General features: G+C 74.0%; 14 protein-coding genes. 8 read left to right on the top strand and 6 right to left on the bottom strand.

Going from position 1 to position 19,496, the window contains the following annotated elements:
- The first annotated feature begins 24 nt into the window (after positions 1 to 24).
- Entirely contained in the window at positions 25 to 2,544 is a 2,520-nt protein-coding gene (locus ACFPGP_RS00815; protein WP_378585563.1) for a malectin domain-containing carbohydrate-binding protein, read from the top strand.
- A gap of 57 nt (positions 2,545 to 2,601) precedes the next feature.
- Here ACFPGP_RS00815 and ACFPGP_RS00810 read toward each other — a convergent pair whose 3' ends face one another.
- Genes ACFPGP_RS00810 through ACFPGP_RS00800 form a run of 3 tightly spaced genes read right to left on the bottom strand, consistent with a single transcriptional unit; the run spans position 2,602 to position 6,020 of the window.
- Positions 2,602 to 4,317, bottom strand: a complete 1,716-nt coding sequence (locus tag ACFPGP_RS00810; RefSeq protein ID WP_378585560.1) for a calcium-binding protein — start codon at positions 4,315 to 4,317, stop codon at positions 2,602 to 2,604.
- 36 nt (positions 4,318 to 4,353) lie between these two features.
- Positions 4,354 to 5,568, bottom strand: a complete 1,215-nt coding sequence (locus ACFPGP_RS00805) for an NAD(P)/FAD-dependent oxidoreductase (protein ID WP_378585558.1) — start codon at positions 5,566 to 5,568, stop codon at positions 4,354 to 4,356.
- On the bottom strand, positions 5,565 to 6,020 hold the full coding sequence (locus ACFPGP_RS00800) for a MaoC family dehydratase (RefSeq protein ID WP_378585555.1): 456 nt from the start codon (positions 6,018 to 6,020) through the stop codon (positions 5,565 to 5,567). Before ACFPGP_RS00800 ends, ACFPGP_RS00805 begins: the two co-directional genes overlap by 4 nt.
- 412 nt (positions 6,021 to 6,432) lie before the next feature.
- On the opposite strand from ACFPGP_RS00800, the gene ACFPGP_RS00795 reads away from it, so the two are divergent.
- Both ACFPGP_RS00795 and ACFPGP_RS00790 read left to right on the top strand, forming a co-directional pair.
- Positions 6,433 to 9,570, top strand: a complete 3,138-nt coding sequence (locus ACFPGP_RS00795; RefSeq protein WP_378585552.1) for an ATP-binding protein — start codon at positions 6,433 to 6,435, stop codon at positions 9,568 to 9,570.
- 114 nt (positions 9,571 to 9,684) lie between these two features.
- Positions 9,685 to 11,370: an ATP-binding cassette domain-containing protein gene (locus tag ACFPGP_RS00790; RefSeq protein ID WP_378585550.1), complete on the top strand. Its 1,686-nt coding sequence runs from the start codon at positions 9,685 to 9,687 to the stop codon at positions 11,368 to 11,370.
- 75 nt (positions 11,371 to 11,445) lie between these two features.
- Here ACFPGP_RS00790 and ACFPGP_RS00785 read toward each other — a convergent pair whose 3' ends face one another.
- Positions 11,446 to 12,264, bottom strand: a complete 819-nt coding sequence (locus tag ACFPGP_RS00785) for a hypothetical protein (protein WP_378585548.1) — start codon at positions 12,262 to 12,264, stop codon at positions 11,446 to 11,448.
- A 346-nt stretch (positions 12,265 to 12,610) separates the two neighbouring features.
- Between ACFPGP_RS00785 and ACFPGP_RS00780 the strand changes: the two genes are divergently transcribed.
- Both ACFPGP_RS00780 and ACFPGP_RS00775 read left to right on the top strand, forming a co-directional pair.
- The gene (locus ACFPGP_RS00780; protein WP_378585547.1) at positions 12,611 to 13,855 is read left to right on the top strand and encodes an FAD-binding protein; all 1,245 of its coding nucleotides are present in this window, start codon (positions 12,611 to 12,613) and stop codon (positions 13,853 to 13,855) included.
- A gap of 102 nt (positions 13,856 to 13,957) precedes the next feature.
- Positions 13,958 to 14,434 carry a hypothetical protein gene (locus ACFPGP_RS00775; protein WP_378585545.1) on the top strand — a complete coding sequence of 159 codons (477 nt, stop codon included), beginning with the start codon at positions 13,958 to 13,960 and terminating at the stop codon, positions 14,432 to 14,434.
- A 43-nt stretch (positions 14,435 to 14,477) separates the two neighbouring features.
- On the opposite strand, the gene ACFPGP_RS00770 is transcribed toward ACFPGP_RS00775, so the two are convergent.
- Both ACFPGP_RS00770 and ACFPGP_RS00765 read right to left on the bottom strand, forming a co-directional pair.
- Positions 14,478 to 14,969: a GNAT family N-acetyltransferase gene (locus tag ACFPGP_RS00770; RefSeq protein WP_378585543.1), complete on the bottom strand. Its 492-nt coding sequence runs from the start codon at positions 14,967 to 14,969 to the stop codon at positions 14,478 to 14,480.
- Positions 14,966 to 15,874 (bottom strand): alpha/beta hydrolase, encoded by a 909-nt coding sequence (locus tag ACFPGP_RS00765; protein WP_378585540.1) that lies wholly within the window; start codon positions 15,872 to 15,874, stop codon positions 14,966 to 14,968. Before ACFPGP_RS00765 ends, ACFPGP_RS00770 begins: the two co-directional genes overlap by 4 nt.
- A gap of 95 nt (positions 15,875 to 15,969) precedes the next feature.
- Between ACFPGP_RS00765 and ACFPGP_RS00760 the strand changes: the two genes are divergently transcribed.
- The 3 genes from ACFPGP_RS00760 to ACFPGP_RS00750 all read left to right on the top strand — a co-directional run bounded on the left by ACFPGP_RS00760 (position 15,970) and on the right by ACFPGP_RS00750 (position 19,484).
- Positions 15,970 to 16,650, top strand: coding sequence for a TetR/AcrR family transcriptional regulator (locus ACFPGP_RS00760; protein ID WP_378585539.1), 681 nt, complete (start codon positions 15,970 to 15,972; stop codon positions 16,648 to 16,650).
- A gap of 65 nt (positions 16,651 to 16,715) precedes the next feature.
- The gene (locus tag ACFPGP_RS00755) at positions 16,716 to 18,557 is read left to right on the top strand and encodes a SulP family inorganic anion transporter (RefSeq protein WP_378585538.1); all 1,842 of its coding nucleotides are present in this window, start codon (positions 16,716 to 16,718) and stop codon (positions 18,555 to 18,557) included.
- Between the two features lie 102 nt (positions 18,558 to 18,659).
- Positions 18,660 to 19,484: a patatin-like phospholipase family protein gene (locus ACFPGP_RS00750; protein ID WP_378585535.1), complete on the top strand. Its 825-nt coding sequence runs from the start codon at positions 18,660 to 18,662 to the stop codon at positions 19,482 to 19,484.
- Positions 19,485 to 19,496: the final 12 nt, after the last annotated feature.

Genomic DNA, 19,496 nt, shown 5'->3' with positions numbered 1-19,496 from the left:
ACCACCCCGGCTGAGGAGAGAAGCATGTCTGCACGTCCGTATCCGCTCGACCAGCCACGCCACTCCAGAACCAGGCGACGTCGCTCGCGCTGGGCCGTCTCAGCAGTCGCCGCCCTGGTGGCCGCGGGCCTCCCGGCGACGCAGGCAGACGCCGTCAACGTCGACCAGGGCAACCGCATCGTGTCGGCCAACCCGGCGGACTGGACGCCGCACGTCATGAACGGCTCCGTCAACGCGATGACGCAGGTCGGCAACAAGATCATCGCCGCCGGCACCTTCACCTCCGTCAGCCCGGCGGGCACCTTCTCGAACACCGGCGACGACCTCGTGCGCAACCGGATCTTCGCCTTCGACGCCACCACCGGCGCGATCGACACCTCCTTCAACCCCAACCTCGGGGGCGCGGCGACCTCGCTCGACACTGACGGCACCTCCATCTACGTGGGCGGGTCGTTCGGCTCGGTGGGCGGCAACTCGGCCATCAAGCGCGTGGTCAAGCTCACCGCCTCCGGCGCGGTCGTCCCGGGCTTCAACGCGGTGCCCAACAAGGGCGTGAACGACCTCGCCGTGCGCGGTTCTCGCGTCTACGTCGGCGGCTCCTTCACCTCGATCAAGTCCGGCACCGTCACCTCCGCCCGGGGCGCCTTCGCCGCCCTGGACTCGACCACCGGCGCCACGCTGGCGTCGGTCAACATCCCGTTCACGGGCAAGTACGACCCCGACAACGGCGGCGGAGGCACCACCAACATCACCCGGTTCGACGTCTCCGCGGACGGCTCCCGCGTGGCGGCGGTCGGCAACTTCGCCCTGGTCGGCGGCCTGCCGCGGGTCCAGCTCGCCGTCCTCGACACGAGCGGCCCCACCGCCACGGTCGCCCCCTGGGCGACCAACCGCTACGACCGGGCGCACAACTCGTGCGCCGGCGTGTTCGACACCTTCATGCGCGACATCGACTTCTCCCCCGACGGCTCCTACTTCGTCGCCTCGAGCACGGGCGCGTTCGCCGGCGGCGCCGGGAGCGGCACGCTCTGCGACACCGTCACCCGGTGGGAGACCGACAGCACGGGCAACGACCCCACCTGGTCCGACTACACCGGCGGCGACACGACGTACGGCGTGGCGGTCACGGGCGGCGTCATCTACGTCGGCGGCCACATGCGCTGGGAGAACAACCCCTTCCAGGGCGACCAGGCCGGGCCGGGGGCCGTCCCGCGGGAGGGCATCGCGGCGCTCGACCCCGTCAACGGCCTGCCGCTCTCGTGGAACCCGGGCCGCACCCGCGGCGTGGGCGCCCAGGCGCTCCTCGCCACCGACCAGGGTCTGTGGGTCGGCAGCGACACCAAGAAGATCGGCGGGGAGACCCACGGCCGGGTCGCGTTCATGCCGCTGGCCGGCGGCACCACGATCCCGAGCGTCCCGGCCGCCACGCTGCCCAACGACCTGTTCGTGGCGCAGCGCACGACCGGCGCCGGCAACAACGTCCTCTACCGGGTGAACGCCGCCGGGCCCGCGCTCCAGTCGGGCGACGGTGGTCCGGACTGGACGACGGACCAAGGCCTGGTCAGCGGTGGCAACACCGCCGACTGGGGTAGCACGGTGCCGGTCGACTCGACGGTCCCCGCCTCCACCCCGAAGGACATCTTCGCCACCGAGCGCTGGGGCGAGCAGGACTGGAACTTCCCGGTCGCGGCTGGGAAGAGCGTCACGGTGAGGCTCTACTTCGCCAACCAGTACGACGGGACGGCCCAGGCGACCCAGCGCGTGTTCGACGTCCTGATCGACGGCCAGACGGAGCTGGACAACTTCGACATCGTGGCCGCCGCGGGCAACAAGACCGGCACCATGCGGGACTTCACGATCACCACCGACAACGACGGTGTCGACGTGGACTTCCGCGCCGTGACCGAGAACCCGCTCGTCAACGGCATCGAGGTCATCGACAACGACGCAGCGCCGGGCAGCACCACGACCGGCGTCCTCCAGCGGCGTGCCGTGGACGCCTCGGGAGTGCCGGTCGGCTCGACCAGCACGGCCAACTCGGCCATGGACTGGTCCACGGTCCGGGGCGCCTTCCTCCTCAACGGCACCGTCTACTACGGCCTCAACGACGGCTCGCTCTACCGGCGTACGTTCGACGCGACGACCGGAGCGACGGGGGCGCAGCAGGTGGTGAACCTCTACGACGACCCCGACGACGGCTCGCGCATCCCGTTCGCGATCGCGAACATGACCGGGATGTTCTACGACACCGCGACGCACCGGATCTACTACACGGTCTTCGGGGACAGTCGGCTCTACTACCGCTACTTCACCCCGGAGAGCAGGGTCGTGGGCGCGCAGACGTTCGAAGCCGACTCCAACGGCGTCGACTTCGCGTCGGTGGCCGGCATGACCCTGGCGTCCGGCCAGATCCTCTACGGCTCGTCGGCCGACGGCTCGCTGCGCAGCGTGCCGTTCTCCGGTGGGCGCGTGACGGGCAGCCCTTCGGTGGTCAGTGACGACGGCACGTGGAAGTACCGCGCGATCCTCGTGCCGAACGGCTGAGACGCACGGCCGGGCTCGGAGCTCGCCTGCTCGGCGAGCTCCGAGCCCCGCCTGCTCTCAGGGGAACAGCGCCAGCTGGATGAGCGAGGCGGCGTCCGGCGAGGCGGTCACCGAGTCGTCCCCGCGCATGCCGTAGACCGTCAGCTGGTCGAGAGACGGATCGGTCCCGGAGACCCGCACCGTCGGGTGCAGGCCCTGCGCGACCACCGCGCCGTTGTCAGCGGCCACGGTGACCTGGTCGCCGTTCGTCGTTCCGAACAGGACGACCTCGTCGGCCTGTCCGTCCGGTGCGCCCGATGCGTCCGTCAGGTCGGCGTCGACCAGGGCGAGACCGGTGCCGGTCAGGTCGTCGACGAGCACCTGGTCGCTGCCGCCGAGCAACCTGAGGTTCGCGACCTCGATCCCGACGACGTCCAGCACCGCAGCACCGATGTCGCGGGCGAGGCGCACGTGCCCGTCGGGTTCGGCCGAGAGGTCGAGCGTCTCGCCGATGTTGGCACAGGAGAACGACAGGTGGTCGTCGCCGTTGCCGCCGTCGACCGCATCGCTGCCACCGCCCGGGGCCCAGCGGATCACGTCGTCCCCGTCACCGCCCCTCAGGGACTCGGGTCCCGTGCCGCCGGCGAGGGAGTCGGCACCCGCGCCGCCGTCGACGTCGAGCGCGACGAGGCCCGACACGGAACCGAGGGTCGCGTAGCTGTCGTCACCCCCGCCCATCAGGACGGCGAGCCGGTCAGTCGCGGTCAGGCGCAGCTCCAGGCCGGGCGTGGCCCCCTGCACCAGCACGTCGGTGCCGTCGCTGCCGGCCGTGACCGTGTCGGCCGAGCTCGTGCCGGCCACCGTCACCGGTTCGCCCGGGGCCGAGGTCCCGACCACGTGGACCCGGTCGCCGGCCCCGCCGTTCCCGACGAGGAACCGCGCCCCGAGCCCGTCCACGACGGCCGCGTCACCTTCCCGTCCGACCACCACGCCGGGCGGCACGGCGAGCTCGTCGGTCGAGCCGTCGTCACCGGTGGGGCCGGCGAGGTCCGTCGTCACGGTGGTGACACCGGTGCCGTGGAGGTCACCCGCGGACACCGAGTCCGTGCCGCCGAGCAGGCGCAGGTCGACGGCCTCGACGCCGACGAGGTCCAGCGAGACGGACGCGATGTCGCGGGTCAGTCGCACGTGCCCGGCAGCCGTGGCCGCGAGTGCGACGGCCTCCGAGGCGTTGCTCGCCTGGAACTGCAACCGGTCCGTGCCCGCGCCGGCGTCCACCGTGTCGCTGCCGCCGCCGGGTTCCCAGGTGATCGTGTCGGCTCCGTCGCCGCCCGCGACGACGTCGGATCCCACCCCGCCGCTGAGCAGGTCGTCGCCCGCTCCGCCGAGGAGGCGCTCCGTGGCGAACGTGCCGATCAGGGTGTCGCCACCGTCCCCGCCGTCGAGGGTCGTCGCCTCGGTGTCGGTGAAGGCGCCGTTGGAGGAGTCCGCCGCGAGCCGGTCGGCTCCTCCTGCCCCGGCGACCATGATGGAGGAGAAGAGGCTGCGGTCGAACGCGTAGTCGGCCGTGCCGTCGGCTCCGAGGTCGACCTCCAGCGTGGACGGGTCCCCCTGGCGCAGGCGGACACTGACGACGTCGGGATACGCCGTGCCCGTGACCGTGAGCACCCCCTTCCTCACGGACGCCTTGACGGTGGCCGTGGCCGCCGACGCGTGGGGGGTCGTGGTGGTGAGCACGAGTGCCGCGGTGGCAGCGGCCGCGAGCAGACGGCCGCCTCTCAAGCTGTCGAACATGTGATGACTCCTTGGTGGATGGGTGGGTGCTGGGGATCAGGTGTCGCGTGAGGAGGAGGGGCGTGGGTGCCCTCGGGAGGTGCCGACGACGGCGGGATGCGGTGGCAGCCGGGCGGAGAGGTGCTCCACCTCGTCGCTCATGGCGGAGCTGGCGCGACGGAGCAGGGTGCGGATCCCGTCGCTGTCCCAGTCGTAGCGACACACCGACTCGGTCACCGCGGCCAGGGCGTGGGACAGGCGGTCCCGCGTGAGCTGGTAGCCGGCCAGTGCCGCCTCGGGGGACGAGCCGTCGATCCCTGCCAGCACGGCTTCCGACAGCAGCTCGGCGTCGCGGAGCGCGTCGGTGAGGCCATGGGTGGTGATCGGGTCCCGGAAGTACCCGGCGTCGCCGACCAAGGCCCAGCCCGGTCCGTACGGCCGCCGCACGTACCCGGGCAGGCCACGCCACCCGTGGATCCGGCCGCCCGCACCACCGCTCCGGACGGTGTCCGAGACCGTGGCGGGCACCGCGTCGAGGAGCCTCTCGAAGGCTCCCGCGGTCCCCTCGCGCCGCAGCGTCCGCATCCGGGCGGGCGTGGTGGACACGAACACGCAGGTCTCCCCCGCGTTCGTCGGGATCAGGCCCGCCGCCGCGCCGTCGCCGTACGCCCAGACGTAGCCCCGGACGGGCAGGTCGGAGACGTAGCGGTAGAGCAGCGCACTCGCCTCGGTGCCGCGGCCCAGGGTCCGGGCCCCGGTCTCGCGCGCGACCAGGGAGCCGACGCCGTCCGCGCCGACGGTGAGCGCCGCCCTGACCCCGGCGTCCCGGCCGTCGGGGCCCGCCGCGCGGACACCGAGGACACGACCGTCGTCGTCGCGGAGCAGGCCGGTCACGGAGGTCCCGTGGAGGACGTCGGCTCCGGCCGCTGCCGCTGCCTCGACCAGCACCCGGTCGAGGAGGTGACGTCGCGGGGCGTACAGCGCGTCGACTCCCGGGCTCGGTCGCAACGAGACGTGGGCGGTCGCGCCGTCGGGATGGGCGAAGTCGATGCTGCGGACCGGCGGGGTGCCGGCGGCCACCAGCGCGGGAAGCACCTCCCACCGGGAGAGCTGGAGGACACCGGCGCGCATCAGGGCGTGGGTGGAGACGGTGTCCGACCCGACCGGCGACCGCTCGAGCACGGCGACCCGCAGTCCGGCGCGTGCCAGGAGCAACGCCGTCGAGGCGCCAGCCGCCCGGCCGCCCACGACGGCCACGTCGTAGTCGTTCACGCCCGCTCCTCCGGTGTCAGTGCGTCCGGTCGACCGCTGACCGCGGCCACGACCGGGTCCCGCCACACGACGGCGGTGCCGTCGAGGACCGTGGTGCCGGACTGGTTGACGACCTGGGTGGCCAGGGTCGTGACCGGCTTGTCCGCGCGGACGGCGGTGACCGTGGCCTGCGCCGTCAGCTCGTCCCCGGGACGTACCGGCGCGAGGAATCGCCAGGCCACCTCGAGGAAGACGCTCCCGGGACCGGGGAGCTGCTCGGCGACCAGGGCGTTGAGCAGGCCCGAGGTCACGCCACCCTGGACGACGACGCCACCGAGGCGACTCCTCGCCGCCAGTGCCTCGTCGTAGTGGATCGGGTTGCGGTCGCCGCTGATCTCGGTGAAGAGGACGATGTCCCGCTCGGTGACCGTGCGGCTCCTCCGGGCGACCCTCCCGACCTGTGTCGTGTTCATGCCGGGAAGGTTCGCGCCCCCTCCTTCCCCACACCTTCCCCCGGGGACCGCGCCCCGACGAGCGCGGAAGGACCGGGGAAGGTCGGGCGCGCAACCTGCGCCTGACGACGCCCGCAACCCCGCCGGCGCGCACCCGGAAGGAAGAAGTTGCACCATGACCGACATGCCAAGGCTCCTGAGCGCGGTCCGTCTCGCGGAGGTCGACCGCACGGCGCGGACCAACGCGGAGCGGCCCCGGGTCCCCCACCCCACACGTCGCCGGTGGCGACGTCCGCGGTGAGCGTGACGACGTGGCAGACCTCGTCGAGGGTCGTGCTGTCGGGGCGTGCTGCACGCCTGACAGCGCAGCCCCGGCGTTGGTAGCCTCCACGGCACAGTGCCTGCGATCGGTGGGCACCCGGAGGATGCCGCGATGAGCGTTCTGATCAGGCTTCTCGGGGGTTTCGAGGTCGTCCGCGACGACGTGCGCGTGCCGGCCGATGCCTGGGTACGCCGGCAGGCCGCCCAGCTCGTCGAGGTGCTCGCCCTGAGCCGCGACCTCCGGATGCACCGCGAGCAGGTGATCGACGCGCTGTGGCCGGGACTGGCCGCGGACGTCGCCGCGCCCCGCCTGCACAAAGCGGCCCACTACGCCCGACGTGCCCTCGACGACCCCGCTGCCGTCGTCCTGCGTCACGAGATGGTCGCGCTGTTCCCCGGGCGGGAGGTCGGCGTCGACGTCCGCGAGTTCACCCGGGCCGCCGGTCACGCCCTGCAGACCGGCGACGAGGCGCTCGCCGCCGAGGCGCTGGCGTGGTACCGCGGCCCGTTGCTCCCCGACGACCCGTACGAGCCGTGGGCCGAGGAGCCGCGTGCGTCCGCACGGCAGCACCACCTGGGCCTGCTCCGACTCCTGGCGAGGTGGGACGACCTCGTGGCCGAGGAGCCGGCCGACGAGGAGGCGCACCTCGCCCTGGCCCGGGCCCGGGTCGACGCCGGCGACCCGCGGGGAGCTCTGCTGCAGCTCCAACGGCTGGAGCAGGCGCTTCGAGGGGAGCTCGGTGCGTCGCCCGGGCCCGAGGCGGTGCGGCTGCGCGCGGAGCTCGAGCGGAGCACGGCCGTCCCGGGGCGGTCGCAGTCCACCCCGGCCGCCACCGACGCACGTCCGGCCGTCCGACTCTTCGGGAGGCGGGACGTCGGCGACCGGGTCCGCGCGGCCCTCGACGACGCGGCCGACGGACGCGGGGTCACGTTGCTGGTCTCCGGCCCGGCCGGCGTCGGCAAGTCCGCGGTGCTCGACCTGGCCGAGGCCCTGGCCCGGCGTCAGGCCTGGAAGGTCGCCCGGTCCGCCGCCTCGTCCGTCGAGGGACCGTGGCCCTACTCACCGGTGCTGGAGGCGCTCAGCGGCCTGTGCCGACGACACCCCGCCCTCCTCGACGGGCTGGCCGACGACCACCGCACCGAGATCGAGCACGCGTTGACCGGACGCGACCTCGGCTGGACCGGGGAGGACAGCCACCAACGGCTGTTCGTGGCCGCCGCGGAGCTGATGAGGGTCGCCGCCGCGGGCCCGGGACTGCTCCTCGTGGTGGACGACGCGCAGGACGCCGACGAGGCCTCCCTGCGCCTGCTGCACTACCTGTCCCGCTGTGCCGTCGACGAGCGGGTCCTCCTGCTCCTCGCGCACCGCGACCCCGCTCCCTCCCGCGTCGTCGACATCACCGCGAGCATGGTGTCCCGCGGCGGCGGTGACCTGCTCGAGCTCCGCCCCCTGCCCCTGAGGGCGTCCCAGCGTCTGCTCCTGGACCGGTTCCCCGAGCTGGACCCGGAGGCGGCCGACGAGATCGCCGAGGCCGCAGGAGGTCTCCCGTTCGCCCTGATCGAGATGGCGCGCAGCCGCGTGGACGGCTCGGGGCCCGCGGCGGCCGTGCTCCCGCCCCCGGCGTTGCGGACCTTCCAGCGGGTCGCCCTCCTGGGCCTGGCGTTCAGCACCGACGAGCTCCTCGCCCTCAGCGACGGCTCGGAGGACGAGACCTACGACCAGCTCGAGCTGGCGCTGGCTGCTCTCGTGGTCGAGCCCGCCGAGGGTGGCTACCGCTTCCGGCACCCCTTGGTGCGCGAGGCGCTGGTGGACCAGCTCCCGCCGCACGAGCGGTCGCGTGGGCACCAACGCGTTGCCGAGGCGCTGGTCGCGCTGGAGCGCCCGCCCGGCCAGGTCGCGCACCACTACCTGGCCGCAGGTCTGGCGTCCCGCGCCGTGCCCCACGTGGTGCGGGCGGTGGAGATCGCCGGGGCACTCGGCGCCTACCGCGACGCCCTGGCCCTCGTCGAGGGCGTCCGTGGGCACGCCGGCCCCGACCACCTGCCGGTGCTGCTGTCGCGCCGGGCCGACCTGCTCATGGCGCTGGGTGACCCCGAGGCCGTGGACGCGTACGCCGAGGCGGTCAGGGTGACGACGGGGACCCTGCAGCGGCTCAACCGTGCGCGGCTGGCCCGGGCTGCGGCGGTCGGCGGGGACCTCGCCACCGCACGTGCGGCCCTGGCGGGCCTCGAGCTCGAGGGCGACGACGCTGACGGGTCAGTCCTGCTCGCGCGGGGCATGGTGGCGTACTTCAGCGGCGACATGGACACCGCCTGGCAGGTCGCCACCGAGGCGCGCGAGAGGCTGCGCGGCATCGACGACCCCTGGCACGTGGTGGACCTGGTGGGGCTCCACGGGCTGCTGGCGCACCAGCGTGGTGAGTGGTACACCAGCTTCCGCACCGAGCTCCGGAGGACCCAGGGGCACGAGCGCCTCGCAGGAGCCGTCTTCGACGCCCACCTGTGCGTCGCGGAGAACGTGCTCTACGGCCGGGAGCCCTACCCCGAGGTCATCGCCGAGGCCGAGCAGCTCCGCGTCCGTGCGAGCCAGGCCGGAGCCCTGCGCGGCGTCGCCTTCGCCACCGCCCTGATCGGCGAGGCCGCGCTCATGATGGGCGACCTGCCCCGGGCCGAGGCGGAGCTCCAGGAGGCGGTCGAGCTCCACGCGGACATCGACGCGGCCGGAGGTCAGGCCCACAGCATGCAGCGCCTGGCCGAGGTTCGGCTGGCCCAGGGGCGCACCGACGAGGCCCGGCTGCTGCTGGAGCGGGCGCTGCTGCTCGCACGCTGGTCGACCATCGGCATGCACCTGCTGCAACGCATCTTCGGCACGCTGATCGTCTCCGCCCCGGACGTCGCGTCGGCACGTCTCATGGTGGACCGGGCGGAGAGCACGCTCGGCGAGCCCGACCAGTGCTGGTTCTGCACCGTCATGCTCGCGGTGCCGGCTGCCACCGCCTGCGCCCGTGCCGGTGACCTCGAGGACGCCCACCGCTTCCTGGACGCTGCCGAGCGATCGGTGCGGCACTGGGGCGAGAGCTCGTGGCAGGCCGCCGTGCTGGAGGCCGAGGCGACGGTGGCACTCGCCGAGGGCGACACCGAGCGCTACCGCCGCGTGAGCCGGGAGGCGGCGGACGCCTACGCACGCGTCGGTCACCTCGAGGACGCGGCCCGGTGCCTGGCCGCCGAGGCGCCCTCCGAGCAGCACTGAACCGGCTCCCCGCCCGGCACCGGACCCTGCGCCGGGAAGGTACGGGCAGCCCGGCGAAGGGCAACGGCAGGTCAGGGGAAGGAGCCGGGAAGCCCGGCGCCCCACCCTCGTCGCATGACCTACCACGACACCGGTGCCGCTGACCCTGCTGCCCACTCCCCTGTCATCGACCGCGGTCCGTCGCTCGTGGTCCGTGACGCGGTCGTCCTGCGTGGCGGCCGTCGCCTGCTCGACGGCGTCACCCTGAGCCTGGACAGGGGTGAGCTGGTCGCCGTGATCGGCGCCAGCGGCGCCGGCAAGAGCACCCTGCTGGCCTCCATGGCCGGTCTGCTGCCGCTCGCGTCCGGATCCGTCGAGCTCGTGGCCGCGTCCGGGGGCCCGCTCGGCTCGCCGTACGGCGTCGTGGGGATGGTCCCGCAGGACGACATCCTGCACCCGGACCTCCCGCTGCAGCGGACGCTCCGCCATGCCGCGGGGCTGCGCCTCGCCGGCGACCGGGACCGGCTCGACGGCGCGGTCCGGGAGGTCCTCGAGGCGCTCGACCTGGTCGAGCGGGCAGCGGTCCCGGTCGGGTCGCTCAGCGGGGGTCAGCGCAAGCGCGCCAGCATCGCCGTGGAGCTGCTGGCCGAGCCGAGCCTGTGCCTGCTGGACGAGCCCACGTCCGGCCTCGACCCCGCCACGGCGCGGGCCCTGGTCGCGACGCTGCGCGCCCTGGCCGACCGTGGGGACGGCATCGCGTTCACCACCCACGCACTCGCCGACGTCGAGAGCTGCGACCGTCTGGTCGTGCTGGCCACCGGCGGCCGCCTCGTGTACGACGGGCCCCCTGCTCTCGCGGCGGCCGCACTGGGGGTGGACGGGCTCGGCGACCTCTACGACCTCCTCGCGGACCCCGAGGGTCTCGTCGCGGCCACGGACGACGGCGCGACGCGGACGGCCGTGGCGGCCGGACGACCCCTGCGTCCGCCGGCACCACGACGTCCCGCCCGGGATGCCCACCCGCCACGACCCTCGCGGCTCCGGCAGTTCTCCGTGCTCACCCACCGGGCGGCCGAGATCGTGCTGCGCAACCGGTTGACCCTCAGCATCCTCCTCGGCTCGCCGGCCGCCGTGATCGCCATGTTCGCGGTGCTCTTCCAGCCCGGCCAGCTGAGCCAGGGCTCCGATCCCACCGGGGCCGTGATGGAGGCCTACTGGCTGGCGTTCGCCGGGTTCTTCTTCGGCCTGACCTACGGCCTCCTCCAGATCTGCACCGAGATCCCGGTCATGCGACGCGAGCACCAGTCCGGCGTGAGCGACGCGGCGTACCTGGCCTCCAAGGTCGCACTGCTCACGCCCGTGCTCCTCGCCGTCAACGTCGTCATGCTCGGCGTGCTGCGCGCACTCGACCGGCTGCCGGCGCTGTCCGGCGCGACCTGGGCGTCCCTGTCGGTCACCCTGGGCGTCAACGCGCTGGTGGCCCTCTTCCTCGGGCTGCTGGCCTCGGCGTCGGTGACCTCCGCAGCCCAGGCGGCCCTGGCGCTCCCCATGCTCTGCTTCCCCGCGGTGCTCTTCTCCGGGGCGATGGTGCCGGTGCCGGTGATGGCGCGGGCGGGAGCCGCGATCGCGGCCGTGATGCCCGACCGGTGGGCCTTCGAAGCGATCTCGCGCCACCTCGGGGTCAGCCGGCTCGTGCCGGCCGGCTCGCCGTACGCCGATCTCGGGCGATCGTCCTCCGTCACCTACTGGTGGTTCCTCGCCGTGACCGGGCTCGTCCTCGCGGCCGGCGCCTACGTGGCCGTCCGTCGCCGGGGACGTTGAGCCGCGACGCCAGCTCGCGGCGTTCGTCGAGGCCCGCCGGCGCGGGTCGGGCGCACAGCCGGTCACGAGGGGTGGTCAGGCGTCGTCAGGGCCGCCGAAGGGGCGAGTGTCTGCCGTGTCGAGCGCAGCGCCGTCGACCCTGAGCTCCAGCTGGATGACGTACTTCCCCGGCGCCCGCGGCACCGGCACCCAGAGGCTGACGCTACCCGTGTCGTGATCGCTGCTCGGGTGCAGGCGGTAGGCCAGGTGCGAGCCCTGCCAGGCTGGCGGAAGCGGGCCTCGGGCCGACCGCCCGAACATCGACCAGAGCACGTCGACGGACTCGCCGCGGAGGCCGGTGAGCTCCACGTCCGCGCTCACGAGCTCACCCACGGGTTCGCCCTCGCTCCCCGGCGAGGTCTCGACGCGGGTAGCCACCAGCAGCCGCACGATCTCGCGCGTCGCCTCGTCGACGCTCACGGGGTCGCCGTCGGCGTCGACGGGGGTGCCGGTGGTGATGAACGCGCGGCAGCCACGAGCGTCCGTCGCGCACGCCGGCGTCACCCCCTGCACCTCGAGGAGCGGCGCCACACGGTCGGTCAACGCCGACGCGGCCTCTTGCGAGAAGTCCCAGCGCGCCAGCGGCGACGCCGGCGACCCGGATGAGGTCACGGGCGTGGTGGCGGTCGTCAGCAGGGTCGTCGTCGGCGAGGGCGTGGGCAGGCTCACCGAGCTGGACCCCGTCGTCGATCCCGACAGGGTCGACGTCGACCCCGTCGTCACAACCCCCGTCGCCAGCTGCGTCGCATGGGCAAGGGCGGCCGCGGCCACGACGTCGCCGGACAGGTCCACGGCGCGAGGCACCCCGCCCGCACGAGGGGAGGCCTTCTCCGCACGGAACTCGAATTCGCTCATCGACATCGGGTGGATGCGGACCGACGTCAGGACGGCGCTGTCCGCGGGATCGCCGGACGGCCACAACGCCAGGATCGCGCCCACCGCCGAGGCCAGGGCACCGGCGCTCAGGACGACCTTCGTCAGTCGGTTCCACGTCGCCCAGGGCGGACGCTTGCCGGACGGCGCTTCCCGTCCCCCAGCGTCACCCGGTGACGCACCTGCAGCCTGCCCGAGGTCGTCCATGTGGTCCCCGCCTCCCCGAAGGCGGAGACCATGCTACTCGCGCGACGCGGCCTACGCCGCCGTCCGCCGCCGGGGACGCCGACCCAGACGCGAGCTCGCGGGGCGCGTTACCTTCATCGGCATGCGGAACTGGGCGGGGAACGTCGAGTACTCCTCCGACGACCTGCGGATCCCGGGGACGCTCGAGGAGCTGCAGGACCTCGTCGCGGGCGCCTCGCGGGTGCGCGCCACGGGGACCAGGCACTCGTTCTCGCGGGTGGTCGACACCACCGGCACGCTGGTGAGCACGGCCGGGCTCGGTCTCGCGCTCGAGGTCGACGAGGCCTCGGGGACCGCCTGGGTGCCCGCTGCGGCCACCTTCGCCGACATCGTCCCCGCTCTCGACCGGGCCGGTTGGGCCCTGCACAACATGGGCTCGTTGCCCCACATCTCGGTCGGGGGTGCCTGCGCGACCGGCACGCACGGCTCGGGCGTCCGCAACGGCTGCCTGGCCTCGCGCGTCGTCGGCGTGGAGCTCGTGACCGGGACCGGCGAGCTGGTCACGAGCCTCGGGGGAGCGCCCGAGTTCCCCGGCATGGTGCTGTCGCTGGGCTCGCTCGGGGTCGCCACGCGGCTCGCCCTGCGGCTCGAGCGCGCGTACGACGTCCGCCAGGAGGTGGTGCTCGACGTCCCGGTCGCGACCGTGGTCGACGAGGTCGTCGAGATCCTGGGCGCGGCGTACAGCGTCAGCCTCTTCGCGTCGTTCAGCGACCCCGCCGTGGTCGACTCGGTCTGGCTCAAGCACCGCGGCGCCACGGGGGTCGACCGGGGCGAGGTGTGGGGCGGCCGGCGGGCGGAGACCAACGTGCACCCCATCCTCGGCATCTCCGCCGACGCCGCCACCGACCAGCTGGGCACGTCCGGCCCGTGGCACGAGCGGCTGCCGCACTTCAAGCCGTCGTTCACCCCCAGCGCCGGCGACGAGATCCAGTCGGAGTTCTTCGTGCCCCTGGCGAGCGCCTCCGACGTGGTGGCTGCGCTCGCCGCACGTTCCCAGGAGTTCGCGCCCGCGCTGCAGGTCATGGAGATCCGCGCGGTCGCGGCCGACCACATGTGGTTGAGCCCGTTCCAGGACCGCGAGACGCTCGCCGTGCACGCCACCTGGGTCTCCGACCTCGCCGCCGTCCGGCCGGCACTCGAGCGGCTCGAGCACATCCTGCAGCCGTTCGGTCCTCGACCACACTGGGGCAAGTACTTCGTGGGCTTCGACCGCGACCGGGTCGGGAGCACCTATCCGAGGCTCCCCGACTTCCGCGACCTCGCGGAGCGGCTCGACCCCGAGCGGCGGTTCGTGAACGACTTCGTCGAGGGGCTGGGCCTGCGCTGAGGAGCGGTCTCAGGCGGATGCAAGTCGGGTGCAAGTGGCCCTCAAGCGTGGCCACGCACCGTGGGCGTCACCAACCCACGCACCCTTGCAAGGAGAGACACCATGCACGCACGCAGCACCACCACCGCGGCCCTGGCCGCCGCCGCGCTGATCCTGGTCGCCCCGTCCGCCCAGGCAGCGACGGTGGAACGGTTCGACCGCAGCGCCTTCGACAGCGCCCCGGTCACGACGGGCTCCGGCTACACGATGGCGGGAGCGACCTCCGGCGAGCTCGGCGGCTACCTCAGCCTCTCCGTCCAGGCAGCGGACGGCACGGTGCCCGCCCAGGGCCAGTGCGAGACCGCGGACGTCGCGGCGGTCCTCACGGTCTCCCCCGGGGAGACGTTCACCATCGCGACGACGGGCGAGCTGTGCAGCCACTTCGTCGACGGGACCCCGACGCTCAACGCCTACTTCGGCTCCCGGCAGGTGAGCTACGCCGGCACCCACAAGCGCGCCCGCGTCACCGACGGGATCATCGCCTTCACGCGGGGCTACTTCGGCGCCCAGGGTTCGGTGGGGATGTCCGTCCGCTGGTGAGGCCGCGGGCGGGCTCGGGCCCGCCCGCGGAAGCCGGAGCTGGTCAGGCCACGGTCCTGACGACGCTCGGACGCACGGGCAGGTGGTAGCTCACGGTGGCGCCGTCGTACTCGCGTCGCGCGTCCGGCGCACGCAGACCGACCATCCGGCTGACGGCCTCGTTGGTCGCGGTCGCGAAGACCTCGACCTGCTCGATGCCGCGCGCGGCCAGGTCGGCCATCAGCACCTCCGCCAGGGCGGTGCCGATCCCCTGCCGCTGCCGGTCGTCGGCGACGACCACGCCGATCTCGGCGACCGGCGTCGTGCCGGCGCGGTGCCAGACGCCGTGACCGACCAGGGCGGTGCCCGCGTGCGCCAGCACCGCGCCCCCACGCGGACCCTCCGGCAGCAGGGCGTCGAGCATGGCGGCCGTCGGCCCCGGACCGAGCGCCGTCTGGAAGCGTCGGTACGCCGACTCGGGCGAGAGCCCGCGCAGCAGCGCGGCGACGCTCGCGCGGTCGGCCGGTACGGCGCGGCGGATCCGCAGCCCGGTCATGGCCGGCCACCCTCGAGGAAGGCCACGACCTCGCCGACGACGGCCTGGTCGCGGAGGATCCGGCCGTGCCCGAGTCCGCGGGTCTCGACCAGGCGGGCACCGTCCCCCAGCGCCTCGACCAGCCGGTCGGCCTGGCTGCGGTCGACGACCCGGTCGGCGGCGTCGTGGACCACCAGCACCTCGCGGTCGGGCAGGGGCTGGGCGGAGAACCGCTCCCAGATCCCGGTGTCGCCGGCGAACCAGGCCCGCTCGATCGCCCTCCGCAGCTCGCGGTTGACCGTCGCCCCGAGCCCGAGCCGCTCGCAGAAGGTGTCGACGACGTAGCCGAACTCGCCCATCCCGCTCAGCGCGACCAGTCGCTCGGCGCGCAGCCCGGACCGCGCGGCGTACAGCGCGACCGGGACGCCGAACGAGTGGGCGACCACGCCGGCGAAGGGTCCGTGCCGGCGCTCGAGCTCGGCGATGACCACCTGGTGCTCCACGATGGTGCGCACCGGGCCGGGCGTCGCCCCGTGCCCCCAGGCGTCGTAGGCGACGGGGCTGTACCCGGCCCCGAGCAGGGCGGCCACGACCTCGGCGAAGCGCGAGGCCCGCGCTCCCCAGCCGTGGACGAACAGCACCGGCCGCTCGCCGTCGCCCCACGCGTAGGCGGCGACCTCGGTGCCGTCGTGGTCGACGAGACTGCGGCGGGCCGCGGTGTGCACGTCCTGCTCGTCGTCGCGGACGGCGGCCGGGCGACCCGGCCGACGCCACAGCTCGAGGGCGAGCCGGCCGGTGACCCGCGGAGCGAGTCGCGCCCCGGCGTTGAGCGAGGCGCCGACCAGCGCCGGCACCCGGTCAGCGAGCCGGGCAGGGCGGGGGGCGGGGCGGACGGAGGGTCGCTGGCTGAGGTCGGTGGTGGTCATGGCGGATCCTGCGGCAGAGGGGATATAATGAGTCCGAACGATCGTACTATTTGTTTCGAATGTCAATCCCCCACCCGCAACTAGGCTGCGCACTGATGAGCGAACACCTGGCCGACACCACCAGCGACGACGCCGCGCGCGAACCCAGCGACGGACGCGTGCGGCGCGGCGACCGCACCCGCCGCGTCGTCCTGCGCAAGGCCGTCGACGTCGCCTCCGTCGAGGGTCTCGAGGGCCTGTCGATCGGGAGGCTGGCCACCGAGCTGTCCATGAGCAAGAGCGGCCTGATCTCCCACTTCGGCAGCAAGGAGGGGCTGCAGCTCGCCACCATCCGCGCGGCCCGCGCGATCTTCGTCGCCACCGTCATCGACGGGGCGCTGGAGACACCCCCGGGGCTCGCCCGGCTGCGGGCCCTGCTCGACGCCTGGCTCGACTACTCCAGTGACCGCCGCTTCCCCGGCGGGTGCTTCTTCTCGCGCGCCTGCCACGAGTACGCCGCCCGGCCGGGCGCCGTCCGCGACGCCCTGGCCGCCACGGACGACGAGTGGCTCGCCCTGATCACCCGCAGCGTCGCCGAGGCCCAGGAGGTCGGTGACATCGACCCCGACGTCGACGCCGGCTCCCTCGCCTTCGAGCTGGTCGCCTACCTCGACTCCGCCAACCTGCGATCGCTCCTGATGGGCAGCAACGAGCCCTACGACCAGGCGCGGCACGCGGTCGGTGACCGGCTGGCGGCCGTGAGCGAGGCGTCGAGGTCTCCCACCCGCTCCCGGTGATCGCGGGCGCCGCCCCGCCGACGGGACTAGCCTGCTGACCTGGGGCAGGGCGAAGGTGGGCCGCGATGAGCGACGACACGAAGGCCGGGTCCGGACGATCCTGGCGCCGGCTCCCGATCGTGACGTGGCTGCCGCGCTACGAGCGGGGCTGGCTCCGCGGTGACGCCGCCGCCGGTGCCGTGGTCGCGGCGCTCGCCGTCCCCCAGGCCCTCGGCTACGCCTCGATCGCCGGCGCCCCGGTGCAGGTGGGGCTCTACTCCGTGCCGGTCGCCCTGGTCGTCTACGCGGTGTTCGGCTCGTCGCGACAGCTCGTGGTCGGGCCGGTCTCGACGGTGTCGGTGCTCTCCGGTTCGCTCCTCGCCGGCTTCGGCGTCGCCGGCACGGCACAGGCGGCGTCGTACACCGCTGCGCTCGCGCTGGGCGCGGGGGTGGTGCTCGTCGTGGCCGGGTTCCTCGGCATCGGCTGGATGGCGGAGTTCCTGTCCAAGCCCATCGTCACCGGCTTCGTCCTCGGCCTGACGATCCTGGTCATCCTCGGCGAGGTGCCGCACCTGCTCGGCGTACCGACGCCGCAGGGCCAGGTCGTCGAGCGGCTGGGCGCCCTGGGGTCCAGCCTCACCCACGGCGACGGCGACCCGGCCACCATGGTCGTGTCGGCCGTTGCGCTCGTCCTGCTGTTCGGCGGCCAGCGGGTGGTCCCGAGGTTCCCGTGGGCGCTGCTCGTGCTGGTCCTGGGGCTCGTCGCGTCCTCGGCGCTCGACCTCGCGGCACGGGGCGTCGAGGTCGTGGGGACGGTGCCGCGCGGACTGCCCACCCCCGGGATCCCCTCGGTCGCGAGCGAGGACCTGTGGCGGCTGCTCGCCGCCGGAGCCGCGCTGGCGCTGGTGGGGCTGGCCGAGGGGCTGAGCGCGGCCCGGCTCTTCGCCGGGCAGGGTGACTACCGCATCGACGCCGACCAGGAGCTGGTCGCGTCCGGGGCGGCGAACATCGCCTGCGGCCTCTGCGGGGGCATCGGCGTGGCGGGCAGCCTCTCGAAGACCGCGGCCGCCGATGACGCGCGGGGCCGCACCCAGCTGACCGGCGTCACCGCGGCCGCGCTGGCCCTCCTGGTCATCGTCGCCATCGCGCCGGTCCTGTCCGACCTGCCCCGGGCGGTGCTCAGCGCGATCGTCGTCAACGCCGTCTGGAAGCTGATGGACTGGGGCGCGCTCCCCCGCTACGCGCAGGTCCGCCGCAACGACGTGATGGCCGCCCTCATCGCCGCGACCGGCGTGCTGGTCTTCGGCCCCCTCAACGGCCTGCTGCTGGCCGTCGCGGCCTCGGTGGTCGGTCTGGTCTACCGGTCGAGCCGGGTCGACGTCGAGGTGATGGGCAAGGTGCCGCACGAGAAGGCCGCGTGGGGCAGCATCCGCGACCACGCCGAGCGGCCGACGTACCCCTGGGTGCTGGTGCTCCGCGTGGACGCCCCGATGTTCTGGGTGACGGCGGCGCCGATCCAGGACGCCGTCCTGTCCCGGGTGGAGGCGGTGCCGGGGACCCGCGTCGTGGTCCTCGACCTCGAGGCCACCAACCAGATGGACGTGACGAGCGTGGACGCGCTGTCCCACCTGCTGCGGGCGCTGCACCAGCGCGGCATCGACCTCTACCTGGTCCGGGTGATGTGGCCGGTACGGCAGGCCTTGCGGAGCTCGGGACTCATGGACCAGGTCGGCGAGGACCACCTGTGGCACAGCATCTCCCAGGGCGTCCGGGAGGCCCGCCGGGTGCACGGCCTGGCCGAGCTGCCTGCCGGGCCGGGGGTGCACGGGGTCGAGCTCGAGGCGGCCGAGGGGGCCGAGGAGCACATCGCCGCCCGGACGCCCGAGCCGGAGCCCGATCCCCCGCCGTCCAGCCGGCGTCGGACCTGACGCTCTGGTCCGGGACCTATGGCGACCTCCCGGGCCTTCCGACCCTGCTCCCCGCCTCCGGGGGTACGCACCCTTGTGGTGGGGCAGTCCGGAGGAGGTGCGATGGCTCAGCGTCACTCGCGGGCCGGCAACGTCGACGTCGACGGCCACCCCGCCCTGCTCGAGCACCGGCACCCGCTGGCGATGGTCTACGGGGGCGGTGGCGTCGTCGGGATCGCCTACACGGCCGGGGTCGCCGCCGGTCTGGTCAGCGCCGGCATCCCCGTGACGGGCGCGCCCGCGCTCGGCACCTCGGCCGGGTCGTGGACCGCCTCGGCGCTGGCGCTCGGCATGTCCTACGACGACCTGGCCGACCTGCCGGTGCCCTCGGTGCCCGCCGTACGCCCCGGCGTGCTCGGCGACATCGCCCGGATGGCCTTCGGCGAGTCGACCCACCCGCTCGTCTCGGTCTCGGCCGTCTGTGTCCGGTCGCGGCGCCGCCACATCCTCGACGGTGGCGCCTACCCGCTGGCGGACCTCGTGGCCGCCTCCTCGGCCGTCCCCGGCCTGCTGCCACCGCACCGCGTCGAGGGACGTCTGTACGTCGACGGCGGCATGTGGTCGGCCACCTCGGTCGACGCCGCGGAGGAGGCAGCCCGCGTCATCGTGGTCGCCCCGCTCGCGGGCCGGGTGATGGGCCCGATGGGCCGCGTCGCCGGGGCCCTGCTCGCGCGTGAGCTCGACGGCTGGCAGCAACGCCACCCGGAGGCGAGCATCCACATGATCCGCCCCAACCGCGAGATGGCGAAGATCGTCGGCGTCCGCCCCCTGGCCCTCTTCGACGTCGAACGCGCCCAGGCCATCTACCCCCTGGCCTACGAGCAGGGTGTGCGGTGGGGCGAGGAGATCCAGGCCGCGACGGAGCCCGAGCGGGAGGAGGCCGGCTGAGCCACCGCGACG

Source organism: Nocardioides taihuensis (assembly GCF_042657275.1).
GTDB lineage: Bacteria > Actinomycetota > Actinomycetes > Propionibacteriales > Nocardioidaceae > Nocardioides > Nocardioides taihuensis.
The sequence above is the reverse complement of the archived record's forward strand: the minus strand, read 5'-3'. Positions and strand labels throughout refer to the sequence as shown.

What these genes read in the sequence shown, in the direction of transcription:
- ACFPGP_RS00815 (WP_378585563.1), top strand. Translation starts at nt 25, where the DNA reads ATGTCTGCACGTCCGTATCCGCTCGACCAGCCACGCCACTCCAGAACC.
- ACFPGP_RS00810 (WP_378585560.1), bottom strand. Translation starts at nt 4,317, where the DNA reads ATGTTCGACAGCTTGAGAGGCGGCCGTCTGCTCGCGGCCGCTGCCACC.
- ACFPGP_RS00800 (WP_378585555.1), bottom strand. Translation starts at nt 6,020, where the DNA reads ATGAACACGACACAGGTCGGGAGGGTCGCCCGGAGGAGCCGCACGGTC.
- ACFPGP_RS00795 (WP_378585552.1), top strand. Translation starts at nt 6,433, where the DNA reads ATGAGCGTTCTGATCAGGCTTCTCGGGGGTTTCGAGGTCGTCCGCGAC.
- ACFPGP_RS00790 (WP_378585550.1), top strand. Translation starts at nt 9,685, where the DNA reads ATGACCTACCACGACACCGGTGCCGCTGACCCTGCTGCCCACTCCCCT.
- ACFPGP_RS00785 (WP_378585548.1), bottom strand. Translation starts at nt 12,264, where the DNA reads ATGAGCGAATTCGAGTTCCGTGCGGAGAAGGCCTCCCCTCGTGCGGGC.
- ACFPGP_RS00780 (WP_378585547.1), top strand. Translation starts at nt 12,611, where the DNA reads ATGCGGAACTGGGCGGGGAACGTCGAGTACTCCTCCGACGACCTGCGG.
- ACFPGP_RS00775 (WP_378585545.1), top strand. Translation starts at nt 13,958, where the DNA reads ATGCACGCACGCAGCACCACCACCGCGGCCCTGGCCGCCGCCGCGCTG.
- ACFPGP_RS00770 (WP_378585543.1), bottom strand. Translation starts at nt 14,969, where the DNA reads ATGACCGGGCTGCGGATCCGCCGCGCCGTACCGGCCGACCGCGCGAGC.
- ACFPGP_RS00765 (WP_378585540.1), bottom strand. Translation starts at nt 15,874, where the DNA reads ATGACCACCACCGACCTCAGCCAGCGACCCTCCGTCCGCCCCGCCCCC.
- ACFPGP_RS00760 (WP_378585539.1), top strand. Translation starts at nt 15,970, where the DNA reads ATGAGCGAACACCTGGCCGACACCACCAGCGACGACGCCGCGCGCGAA.
- ACFPGP_RS00755 (WP_378585538.1), top strand. Translation starts at nt 16,716, where the DNA reads ATGAGCGACGACACGAAGGCCGGGTCCGGACGATCCTGGCGCCGGCTC.
- ACFPGP_RS00750 (WP_378585535.1), top strand. Translation starts at nt 18,660, where the DNA reads ATGGCTCAGCGTCACTCGCGGGCCGGCAACGTCGACGTCGACGGCCAC.